The following is an 11,236-nucleotide window of genomic DNA, read 5'->3' on the forward strand; positions in this document are numbered from 1 at the left end:
AAACACCCGGGGTCGGCGAAGCACGGTGGTCCATTATGGTGGACAGGCCTGGGTGCGCGTGTCATCCGGACCCCGACATCTGGCCGGCCACGAGGGAGGAGACACCGATGCGTGACCCACGTGACCTGTACCGGTTCGAGGACGCCGAGGTGCTGGCCGCGGTCCCGCGCACGGGGCTGACGCTGGTCCACGCCCTGCCAGGCCTGGTCGACGCCGGCAACGCCTGCCGGATCGCCTCCACCTATCTCCGGGACGAGCTGCGGCACCTGCGCCTGGTCACCTTCGACATGGACGAGCTGCTGGACTACCGCGGATCCCGCCCGCAGGCGGTGTTCGACGGCACGTCCTATGCGAGCGTCGACATCCCCGAGCTCACCCTGTCGCTCATGTACGACGAGGCCGACCGCCCGTTCCTGTTCCTGGACGGCCCGGAGCCGGATCTGCAGTGGCGGCGTCTGTCCGAAGCGCTCATCGACCTGGTCGAGTTCTTCGACGTCGAGCGCGTGGTGGGCATGCAGGCCGTGCCCATGGCGGTTCCGCACACCCGCCCGATCGGGCTGATCGCCCATGCCAACGACCCCTCCCTGCTGGGGCGCCCCGGCACCCGCCCCACGCCGGCTCCGGGCACCGGTCCGTCGGAGGACGGAGAGGAGGCCTCCGAGGTCGTGGTGCCGGCCGCCTTCGGGGCCATGGTGGAGCATGAGCTGGGCCGCGCGGACCATCCGGCGATGGGCTATGCGGCGCAGATCCCGCACTACCTCACACGGACCGACTTCCCGGCCGGCGCCCTCGCCCTGCTGCGCCGGGTCAGCGACGCGGCCGGGCTCGACCTGCCGCTGGTCCACCTCGGTGACCTCACCGATGCGGCGACCGTCGCCCTGCAGGGGACCCTCGCGCAGAACAGCGAGGTGCGTCAGATCGTCACCGCCCTGGAGGAGCAGTACGACTCCCTGAGCGAGGGCGGGGACGCCTCGGCGCTCGCGACCACCATGGACCTGCCGACGGCCGACGAGATCGGCGAGCACTTCGAGCGATTCCTGGCCGACCACGAGGGCGACGGCCCGGACGATCCCCGCTCGCCATAGGCCCCGGGGGACCGCCTCGGCGGCGCGTCGCGCGACGAGTTGTTACTGCTTCGTGACCGCTGATCGCCGATCGGTGTGTGAACGAGGACACTGTCGTGAGAGAATGACGGCGTTGCGGTGATGCAGGTCCAGCAGGACAGTCCGTCGAAGGTGCCTCGGCACAGCAGTACGGCTTGCACCTGACGCCACCCGCCTCGGCGGGGGACGGCTTCACGCGGCGCCGCGATCGCGTACTGCGATCGTTGATGGACGACACAGAAGGTGACAGGTATGGCACAGGGCTCGGTCAAGTGGTTCAACGCTGAAAAGGGCTACGGATTCATCGAGATCGACGGAGGCGGCGCTGACGTCTTCGTGCATCACAGCAAGATCGACATGGACGGCTACCGCGCCCTCGACGAGGGTCAGCGTGTGGAGTTCGAGGTCAGCCAGGGAGACAAGGGTCCGCAGGCCGAGCAGGTCCGCCCCCTCTGATTCCGGGTTACCCGAGATCTCACGGGCCGGGCAGGAGCAAATGCTCCTGCCCGGCCCGTCGCCGTGCGGGCGGCGGGCGAGCGGCGGCGGCCGCGGAGCTCAGTGCTCGGTCAGCACTCTGCCCGCCCGTGCCAGGGCCTGGACCTGGGAGGGCTGCGCGAGCCGCACCGAGACCGCGTCCGAGCGCAGGCCACGGTCGATGCCCTCCGGCAGCGGCCCGTCGGAGGCCAGGAGTACGCAGTTGCCCCGACGCTTGCCGGACAGGTGCGCCGGCTCGGCGATCACTCCGACGTGGGCGAAGACGGTGCTGAGGGTGGCGACCTCGTCGGCCATCAGCCCCGTCCCCGCAGGAGCGGCGCAGTTGGCGAGGTAGAGCCCGCCGGGCTTCAGGACCCGGGCGGCGTGCTCGGCGGCCTCGCGGGAGATCAGCGGTGGCGGCGTCGTCGCCCCCGCGAACACGTCGCGCACCAGGACGTCGAAGCGGTCCTCCCGCCAGGAGGTCAGAGCGCCGAGGGCGTCGTCGATCCGCAGTCGCAGCTGGGGCGAGCGCGGCAGGTCGAACCAGACGCGCACCTGGTCGACGAGCAGCTCGTCGAGCTCGACCACGATCTGCCGGGAGCGGGGTCGGCCCGCGGCGATCGCCCGGGGCAGCGAGCAGCCGCCCCCGCCGAGATGGGCGAGCTGGGGACGGGAGCGTCCTCCCGCCGACGGGCCGGGCTCGACGGGTCCGAGATGCGCGTCGATGGCGATCAGCATCCACCGCATGTACTCGAAGACGAGGTGCTCGGGGTCGGGGTGCAGCTGCGAGGAGGGCACTCCGTTGACCTCGAGCAGGACGGACCCGTCGTTCTCGAGGGTGAGGCGGGCGGTCCCCGTGGAGATCGGGAGGGCGGCACCGAGCGGACCGAGGTGCTCGAAGGGGGCGTGGCGCACACGCTCGCGACGGGGCATCGCCCCACTCTAGAAGACGTCCTGCTCCCGGCGAAGGCGCCCTGCGGCCCGAGACGCGTCGGCGGGGGAGCGGGCCGCGACCGCCCTCCCCACCACCTGGTCGTCCCCATCGGGGCCTCGCCCCGGCCGTCTGTCGGACCCCGCCCCTAGCGTGATGGACATCAGCAGTCGAGGCGGTTCCGAGCTCGTGCGGGCGACGGGACCCAGGGAAGGAGGAGCAGCGATGGCCACCACCACGTCCCGCCGCCGAGGGCGGGCCCGGGAGCTCCCGGCCGACGGCCGCAGCCTCCGCCTGCGGCTCGCGCACCTCGACCAGGACCAGGCGGACCTCGACCGGGCCCGCGACCTGCTGCGTCAGGCGAACGATGCCGCCGACGATCCGCGCGAGGCCTTCGAGCTCGTGCACCGGGCCGCGCTGCGCGGAGCGGGCATCCTGGTCGCCCGGGCCAACCGCGACCGGCGGCGCCGGCTCCCGCTGAACGTCTGGACCGCGCTGGAGAAGCTCGGCGGCGCGGAGGCCGAGCGGGCGAGCGCCCTGCCACCGCTGGTGGCGGAGCGGGCGCGCCTGGACCGCGACCCGTCAGCACGCCCCGATCCGCAGCTGCTCGGCGAGCACCTGCAGGGCACGGCGGAGCACCTCGACGAGGTCTCCCGCCGACTGCTCGCCGACCTTCCGGACCACGTCGCCTCCCTGGCCGGATGACCCGTTCCGCCGCTGCGACGCCCCGCCCGGCGCCGGGTACAGTGCCTGCACGAAGGAGGTGCCGATGCACGCACGGACGGGCGCGGAGTCGTCATCGGAGATCCCCGGGATCCTTCACCTGGACATGGATGCCTTCTTCGCCTCCGTCGAAGTGCGCGACGACCCGGGACTGCAGGGCCTGCCGGTCGTGGTGGGAGGAGCCGGTACCCGCGGCGTGGTCGCCGCCGCCAGCTACCCTGCCCGCACCCGCGGGATCCGCTCGGCGATGCCGATGGCCACGGCACGACGCCTCGCCCCGGACCTGGTCATCGTCCCTCCCCGGATCGCCCGCTATCGCGAGGCCTCCGCCCGGGTGATGGAGATCCTCGGGTCCGTGGTCGCCGAGGTGGAGCAGATCAGCATCGACGAGGCGTTCCTCGACGTGCGCGGGGCACGCCGACTGTTCGGCGAGCCCCAGCAGATCGCCGCCCTGTTGCGCCGGACGATCCGCGAGGAGCTGGACCTGCCCAGCTCCGTGGGCGGCTCGGTCTCCCGCGCGGTCGCCAAGATCGCCTCGGCCCGGGCGAAGCCCGATGGCCAGCTGATCGTGCCGGCGGCGGGAACGGCCGACTTCCTGGCCCCGCTGCCGGTCTCCGTGGTCTCCGGGATCGGCCCCAAGGCCGTCGCCTCCCTCGAGCGGATCGGGGTCCGCACCATCGGCCAGATCCGTGAGATCCCTCCGTCCGCCCTGGCCCGCGCTCTCGGTCCCCGCGCGCCGGAGATCGCTCGCCTCGCCGCGGGCAGCGACCGCACGGGCCTGGGCCGTCGCGTGCGGGACAAGTCCGTGGGGACCGAACGCACCTGGGACGAGGACCTCACGGACGCCGATCAGGTGCGCCGCCGCATCACGGTGATGGCGGACGACGTCGCCCGGCAGCTGCGCCGCGGGGAACTCGTCGCGCGCACCGTCGTGCTCAAGCTGCGCAGCCCGGACGGGACCACCATCACCCGCTCGGCGACCCTGGACCAGCCGACGGCCAGCGGGGAGCGGTTGCGCGAGCACGTGGTGGCGCTGTGGGAGCGGGAGAGCCACCGGCTGCACCGCATCCGCCTGGCCGGGGTGCGCGCCACCCATCTCGAGCCCGAGGCCTCGACCCCGTACCAGCACGAGCTGACCGCCCGGTCGGGACAATGGAGGGATCTCGAGGCGGCGATGGACCGCGCCGTGGACCGGTTCGGGACCACCAGCCTCAGCCGCGGGTCCACCCTTCAGAGGGCCCCGGAGGAGGCGCCGCGGGTCGGCTCCCCGGCCTCTCCCGACCAGGATCGGCCCTGAAAGCCGCCTGTCCGTGTGATGCGTCGCGGCCGGAGTTCCCATAACTCAGGAACTGGCTCTAAACTGGGGGAAACGCCGATGGAGGCTCCGGACCACGATCGGCGGTCGGTGCGCCCACCAGCGCGAGAGGACCGGGGACAAGGAGCGGGAATCATGCCGCTGTCTGACCATGAGCAGAAGATGCTCGACGAGATGGAGCGTCAGCTCTTCGCTGACGACCCACATCTCGCGAAGGCGTTCGCGCCGGCCAGGAACCGTCGTCGCAGCGGGCGACGGATCGCGATCGGGCTCGGCGGCGTCGTCGTCGGCCTCGCCGTGCTGGTCCTGGCCGTCTCGTTGCCCGCGATCTGGCTGGGCGTCATCGCCTTCATGGGGATGCTCGCCGGCGCCGTCTTCGCGGTGACCACCCCGAGCTCGTCCTCCCAGGAGGGCCCCACCGATTCCGACGGCGGCGGTGGCGGGGGCAGCGGCCCCAGCACCCCGCGCGGCTCGGACGGCGGAAACTTCATGAGCAAGCTCGAGGCGCGATGGGAGAAGCGCTCCGGGGACGACCCCCGCCTCTGAGACGAGCTCCCCGACGCGCCCCCGCGCGCCGCACCACGACCCCTGAAGCCCCGGCTCCCACGAGCCGGGGCTTCGTCGTGCCCGGACCTGGGTGACCTTCCCGCCGCCTGCTCGCGATCCCTGACCGGAACCGGGGGTGACCCGCCCCTCGGACACGGGCGATCCGCGGTCGGCCCCGGCAGCACGGGCCTCTGGCCGACCGCGCGGTCCGTGCGGTGATCCGGCGCCGTCGGGTCTGCTGCGCGGGTCGCCCCGGTGCATCGTCCCCGGGGACCCCCACTTCGCTCCACCGCAGCCCTCCCCGGCCCTCCACCATCGCCCTCGTTCGGCCTCCGAGAGGCCGTGAGTGGCTGTGACCTGCGAGATTCCTGGGGTGCCGTGGGGGGAGGGGTGGGGAAGCGCGGCACATCGCGCCGACCGAGCTCCGCCGGCGACGCGCCGTGCGCCATATTCCCCCCACTTCCCACCACCCTGTTGACCTGTAGTGATGCTCGCCATGAGGGGTCTTTTCGCCGTTCTGATAGCACGACGTGGGGATTAGTGGGGTAAAGTGGAGCGCGTTGGGAGGAGATGGGTGTCGGATCGCGAGTCTCGGCGAGTGAAGGAGGGCCTGGATGTTCCTCGGCACCTTCACGCCCAAGCTCGACGACAAGGGTCGCCTGATCTTCCCGGCCAAGTTCCGCGACGAGCTCGCCTCGGGACTGGTCATGACTCGTGGGCAGGAGCACTGCATCGCCGTGTACCCGCTCGCCGAGTTCCGCCAGAAGCTCGAGGAGGCCCGTCGGGCGCCCACCACCGACCGGCGCACCCGCGACTACCTGCGTGTGCTGCTGTCCGGAGCGGAGGACGTCATCCCGGACAAGCAGGGCCGCATCACCATCCCGGGCCACCTTCGCGGGTACGCGGACCTGGACCGGGAATGCGCCGTCATCGGCGCGCTCGATCGACTCGAGATCTGGTCGCTCCCGGCCTGGGAGACCTATCTCGAGCAGAAGGAGGAAGGCTTCGCCGAGACCTCCGAGGAGGTGGTCCCCGGCTTGTTCTGAGCTCGGCCGGACGGACATCCGTCCCGTGAGACCTCTCGTCGTTCCCGCCCCGATGCAACTTCCCCGGTGGCGGGTCGGGAACGACGGGGAATCTGACAGGACGGCACCGCGCGACCGGACGGCGGAGCCGAGAGGAGCAGGGGGACCCGGTCCTCGCCCGCAGCACACGAACGACCCAGGACAGGGGGGGACATGGACGAGACGACGGACGGCCCGCCGGCCCGGGACCGACACCTCCCGGTCCTGCTCGCCACGTCGGTCGAGCTGCTCGTGCCCGCGCTCCAGGAGCCGGGCGCGATCTACGTCGACGCCACCCTGGGAATGGGCGGGCACGCCGCCGCCGTGCTCCGCGCCGCCCCGCAGGCGCAGCTGGTGGGCATCGACCGTGACCCCCAGGCGCTCGAGCTGGCCCGGCGGCGGCTGGACGGCGAGGGCGTGGGCGACCGCGCCACCCTCGTCCATGCCACCTACGACGAGATCCCCGACGTGCTGACGGAGCTCGACCTGTCCGGCGCCCACGCCGTGATGATGGATCTGGGCCTGTCCAGCTTCCAGATCGACACCACGGATCGCGGCTTCTCCTACGCGGCCGACGCCCCGCTGGACATGCGCATGGACACCGCCTCCGACGGCCCCACGGCCGCGGACCTCCTGCGGGAGCTGCCTGAGGCGGAGATCTCCCGGATCCTCCACGACCTCGGTGACGAGCGCTTCGCCCGCCGCATCGCGCGCCGCATCGTTCAGCAGCGCGAGACCGCGCCGCTGGAGCGCAGCGGCGAGCTGGTCGCCCTGCTGGACCGGGCGATCCCCGGCGCCTCCAAGGCCGGCGGCGGCCATCCCGCCAAGCGGACCTTCCAGGCGCTGCGGATCGCCGTGAACCAGGAGCTCGAGATCCTCGCCTCTGCGCTCGAATCGGCCCTCGACTGCCTGCACGTCGGCGGACGCATCGTCGTGGAGTCCTACCACTCGGGTGAGGATCGCCTGGTCAAGACCGCCTTCGCGCGGCGGACCCACTCCTCGGCCCCGCCCGGACTGCCGGTCGAGCTCGACGAGCACCTCCCGACGTTCACCCCGCTCGTGCGGGGAGCCCTGAAGGCCGACGACGCCGAACGGGACACCAACTCCCGCGCCGCCTCCGTGCGGCTGCGGGCCCTCACCCGTACCCGATCCGCCCGGAGAGGTCACTGATATGGCCAGCACGTCAGCCGTTCACGCCCCGGCGGTCCGCCCCGCTCGCGGACCGCGATCCTCTGCCGCCCCTCGCCCGCGCCTGACCGTCGTCGCGGCGCCGCGGACCACCGGCGGCACGATGCCGTTCACCCTCCTGTGCACCCTGATCGTGGTCTCGACGCTGGCCGCGCTGCTGTACCTGAACATCCAGATGTCCGACACCAGCTACGAGATCACCCGGCTCCAGAGCCAGTCGCAGCGGCTGACCGAGGAGAAGCAGGCGCTCTCGGAGACCAACGAGCGCCTGGGCACCCCGCAGTCGCTCGAGCGCCAGGCGCGGGAGCTCGGCATGGTCCCGGTCACCGATCCGGCCTATATCGACCTCGACACGGGCGAGATCCTCGGCGAGACCTCTCCGGCACAGCAGACTGAGGTCAACCCGGAGCTGGCGGACGTCCCGGCCGAGAAGGCCGTTCCGCCGGCTGAGATCTACGACGAGCCCACCACCTACCACGGCATGGGCAACGAGGGAGCCTGACCATGGCGCGGTCCCGCACGACCCGGTCCGCCGGGGGCACGCGCCGCCCACGCGGCGGCAGCACGCGCGACGGCAGCGGCACCCGGGCGGCGACGTCCCGGATCGGGGCGCCGCGCGTCCGCCACCGCCTGCTGATCTGCATGATCCTCGTCGCCGTGCTGATGATCTCCGGACGACTGGTCTGGGTCCAGGGCCTCGATGCCAGCGCCCGCGCCCAGGAGGCCATCGAGCAGCGCACCGTCACCCGCTCGATCCCCGCCCTGCGCGGAGACATCCTGGACCGCGACGGCACCACCATGGCCAGCTCCGTGGAACGGTACGACCTCTGGGTGAACCAGCTGCAGGTCGACCAGTACCGCCAGGGCGCCGACGAGGGCCCCACCGGCATCGAGGCCGCCGCCCAGGAGCTCGCCCCCGTGCTCGGCTGGTCGATCAGCGACACCGAGAAGGCGCTGACCGGCGACCGCGGTTTCGTCTACCTCTCCAAGAACGTCGAGCCCAAGGTGCGCGATGCGGCCCTCGCCCTGAAGATCCCGGGCATCGGCGCGGACCGGGTCGCCGACCGCATCTACCCCTCCGGCTCGGTGGGCGGCAACGTCCTCGGCTTCGTCGGCGCCGACGGAACGCCCCTGGCCGGCGTCGAGTACTCCTACGACGACACGCTCAGCGGCACCGACGGCGAGCGGACCTATGAGCGTGGCGCCGGCGGCCAGATCATCCCGACCGGCGAGCAGCACACCACCCCTGCGGTCGACGGCAGCGATCTGCTGCTGACCATCGACCGCGACCTGCAGTGGAAGGCGCAGCAGATCGTCGCCGGGGCCGTGGACAAGTGGGGCGCCGAGGGCGGCAGCGCCGTCGTGCTGAACTCGCACAGTGGTGAGGTCCTGGCCCTGGCCGAGTACCCCTCCTACGACCCCAACGCCCCCCAGGAGGACGAGTACCTCGGCAATCGGTCGATCTCGAACGTCTTCGAACCCGGCTCGACGGGCAAGCTGTTCACGCTCGCCGCCGCCCTCGAGGAGGGCACGGCGACCCCGGACTCCGAGTACGAGGTCCCTTACGAGCAGTACTTCGAGGGGGAGCGCATCAAGGACTCCCACTACCATCCGGACCAGCAGCTCACCCTCGCGGGCGTGCTCAAGCACAGCTCGAACGTCGGCACCGTGCAGATCGCCGAGGAGATGTCCCCGCAGGTCCGCTACGACTACCTGCGGGCCTTCGGGCTCGGCGAGCCGACCGGCGTGCAGCTGCCCGGCGAGTCCGCCGGCACCGTGCACCCGCCGGAGGACTGGAACGGCCGCACCCGGTACACCACCGCCTTCGGGCAGGGCTACAACGTCAACGCCCTGCAGATGGTCTCCGCCGTCGGCACGTTCGCCAACGACGGGGTGCGCGTCCAGCCCTCCCTCGTCTCCGGGGTCCGGCAGGACGACGGCACCGTGCGGCCGGTGGGCCAGCCCGAGAGCACCCGGGTGATCTCCTCCGAGACCGCCGCGACCATGCGCACGATGATGGACAACGACGTCGACGAGGAGAAGGACCGCGCCGCCGTGAGCGGCTACGCCACGGCCGGCAAGACCGGCACCGCGCAGGTCGCCGACGGCACCTACACCGCGTCCTTCATCGGCTACGCCCCGGCGGACGACCCCGACATCGTCATCGGCGTGTTCGTCTTCGGCCTGAACTCGTTCATCTCCGGCAGCCGCGCCGCCTCCCCGGCGTTCTCCGAGCTGATGACCTTCACCCTGCAGAACCAGGGCATCCCGCCGACCGGGGTCCCCGGTCGTGAACTCGAGAACGAGTGGTGAGCGCCTCATGACCGCGCAGCGCGATCCCGCCCCCGAGCCGCCCCGGCCGCGCCGCCCCCTCGGCGCGACCGCGGCAGCCCTCGCCGCCGCCCTCGGGGCCGAGGCCCCCTCGACCGACCTGACCGTCACCGGGGTCACGCTGGACTCCCGCAGCGTCGCCCCCGGGGAGCTCTGGTGCGCGCTGCCGGGGGCCAACGCCCACGGCGCCGACTTCGCGGCCCAGGCGAGCGCTCGCGGAGCGGTGCTGGCGCTCACCGATCCCACCGGGGCCGGGCGCTGCCGCGACGCCGGTCTGCCCACCCTCGTCGTCGCCGACCCGCGCGAGGCCACCGCCCGGGCCGCGGCCCTGGTCCAGGGCCGACCCGCCGAGCGCCTGGCCACCCTCGGAGTGACCGGCACCAACGGGAAGACCTCCGTGACCACGGTCGTCACCCGCTCCCTGGACGCCCTCGGCGTCGCCGCCGGCATGATCGGCACCAGCGGCACCACCTACCGCGACGAGGCCGGCAGTGATCACGCCATCGCGACCGTCCGCACCACCCCGGAGTCCCCCGAGCTGCACGGCATCCTCGCTCGCATGCTCGAGGACCGGGTCCAGGTGGCCTCCATGGAGGTCTCCAGCCACGCGCTGGTCCTGCACCGGGCCGACGAAGTCGTCTTCGACGTCGCCTGCTTCACCAACCTCACCCAGGACCATCTCGACTTCCACGGCACCATGGAGGCCTACTACGAGGCCAAGCGACGCCTGTTCACCCCGGAGCACTCGCGCCGCGGCATCGTCTGCGTCGACGACGAGTGGGGCCGGCGCCTGGCCCGCGAGGCGCGGGTCCCCGTCACCACCTACGCCACGGCGCCCGACGCCGTGGCCGACCACAGGGTCCGCGAGATCGTCCCCGAGGGCTACGGCAGCACCTTCACCGTCGAGGGCCCGGAGGGGACGCGGACGCTGCACGCCGCGCTGCCCGGACGCCACTACGTCGCCAACACCCTCGCCGCCGAGCTGCTGCTGGCCGGTATCGGCCGGCACGGCCCCGAGGTCGCCCGTGCCCTCGGTGAGGCCGGGACGGTCCCCGGCCGCATGGAGCTGGTCGTCCGCGCCCCGATCCGCGGCGTGGTCGACTACTCCCACACCGCCGCTGCTCTCGAGCAGGCCCTGACCACCCTGCGCGCCGTGCCCGGCACCCGCCGGCTGATCGTCGTCATGGGCGCCGGCGGCGACCGCGACCGGGGCAAGCGGCCCGCCATGGGAGAGGCCGCCGCTCGCCTGGCCGACGTGGTCATCATCACGGACGACAACCCCCGCACGGAGGACCCCGCGGAGATCCGCCGAGCCGTCCGCGCGGGCATTCCCGCCACGGCGAATGCGCAGGTCCACGAGGTCGACGGACGCGGGCCCGCGATCGAGCTGGCCGCCGACCTGGCCGACGTGTCCGACACCATCCTGGTCGCCGGCAAGGGCGCCGAGACGGGGCAGCAGATCGGCGGTATCGTCCATCCGTTCGATGACCGTCTCCGCCTGCGCACCGCGTTGGCCGGCCCTGGCGGCACGGGCGACGACGACACGGACGGAGAACGCTGA

General features: G+C 72.5%; 11 protein-coding genes. 10 read left to right on the forward strand and 1 reads right to left on the reverse strand.

The genetic code is table 11. The annotated features are described in order from the left end of the window. Nucleotides 1-107 precede the first annotated feature (107 nt). Both BH708_RS19250 and BH708_RS19255 read left to right on the forward strand, forming a co-directional pair. The gene (locus tag BH708_RS19250) at nt 108-1,085 is read left to right on the forward strand and encodes a PAC2 family protein (RefSeq protein ID WP_076810550.1); all 978 of its coding nucleotides are present in this window, start codon (nt 108-110) and stop codon (nt 1,083-1,085) included. Between the two features lie 270 nt (nt 1,086-1,355). Further along, nucleotides 1,356-1,559, forward strand: a complete 204-nt coding sequence (locus tag BH708_RS19255; RefSeq protein ID WP_010551414.1) for a cold-shock protein — start codon at nt 1,356-1,358, stop codon at nt 1,557-1,559. Nucleotides 1,560-1,658: 99 nt separating this feature from the next. Here the strand turns inward: BH708_RS19255 and BH708_RS19260 are convergent, their stop codons facing one another. After that, nucleotides 1,659-2,510: a spermidine synthase gene (locus BH708_RS19260; RefSeq protein WP_076810551.1), complete on the reverse strand. Its 852-nt coding sequence runs from the start codon at nt 2,508-2,510 to the stop codon at nt 1,659-1,661. Nucleotides 2,511-2,733: 223 nt separating this feature from the next. On the opposite strand from BH708_RS19260, the gene BH708_RS19265 reads away from it, so the two are divergent. From BH708_RS19265 to BH708_RS19300, 8 genes are all read left to right on the forward strand, one after another. Further along, nucleotides 2,734-3,213, forward strand: a complete 480-nt coding sequence (locus BH708_RS19265) for an SAV_6107 family HEPN domain-containing protein (protein WP_076810552.1) — start codon at nt 2,734-2,736, stop codon at nt 3,211-3,213. 64 nt (nt 3,214-3,277) lie between these two features. Further along, nucleotides 3,278-4,528: a DNA polymerase IV gene (dinB, locus tag BH708_RS19270; protein ID WP_076810553.1), complete on the forward strand. Its 1,251-nt coding sequence runs from the start codon at nt 3,278-3,280 to the stop codon at nt 4,526-4,528. A gap of 153 nt (nt 4,529-4,681) precedes the next feature. After that, nucleotides 4,682-5,092: a DUF3040 domain-containing protein gene (locus BH708_RS19275; RefSeq protein ID WP_076810554.1), complete on the forward strand. Its 411-nt coding sequence runs from the start codon at nt 4,682-4,684 to the stop codon at nt 5,090-5,092. Between the two features lie 614 nt (nt 5,093-5,706). Continuing rightward, complete coding sequence (mraZ, locus tag BH708_RS19280) at nt 5,707-6,138, forward strand: division/cell wall cluster transcriptional repressor MraZ (protein WP_076810555.1); 432 nt, start codon at nt 5,707-5,709, stop codon at nt 6,136-6,138. Between the two features lie 192 nt (nt 6,139-6,330). After that, entirely contained in the window at nt 6,331-7,326 is a 996-nt protein-coding gene (gene rsmH, locus BH708_RS19285; protein WP_076810556.1) for a 16S rRNA (cytosine(1402)-N(4))-methyltransferase RsmH, read from the forward strand. Nucleotide 7,327: 1 nt separating this feature from the next. Next, the gene (locus BH708_RS19290; protein ID WP_076810557.1) at nt 7,328-7,846 is read left to right on the forward strand and encodes a septum formation initiator family protein; all 519 of its coding nucleotides are present in this window, start codon (nt 7,328-7,330) and stop codon (nt 7,844-7,846) included. 2 nt (nt 7,847-7,848) lie between these two features. Further along, nucleotides 7,849-9,657: a penicillin-binding protein 2 gene (locus BH708_RS19295; RefSeq protein WP_083713822.1), complete on the forward strand. Its 1,809-nt coding sequence runs from the start codon at nt 7,849-7,851 to the stop codon at nt 9,655-9,657. Between the two features lie 7 nt (nt 9,658-9,664). After that, nucleotides 9,665-11,236 carry a UDP-N-acetylmuramoyl-L-alanyl-D-glutamate--2,6-diaminopimelate ligase gene (locus BH708_RS19300; RefSeq protein ID WP_076810558.1) on the forward strand — a complete coding sequence of 524 codons (1,572 nt, stop codon included), beginning with the start codon at nt 9,665-9,667 and terminating at the stop codon, nt 11,234-11,236.

Origin of the sequence: Brachybacterium sp. P6-10-X1, assembly GCF_001969445.1 — a bacterium.
In the GTDB taxonomy this organism is placed as follows: domain Bacteria; phylum Actinomycetota; class Actinomycetes; order Actinomycetales; family Dermabacteraceae; genus Brachybacterium.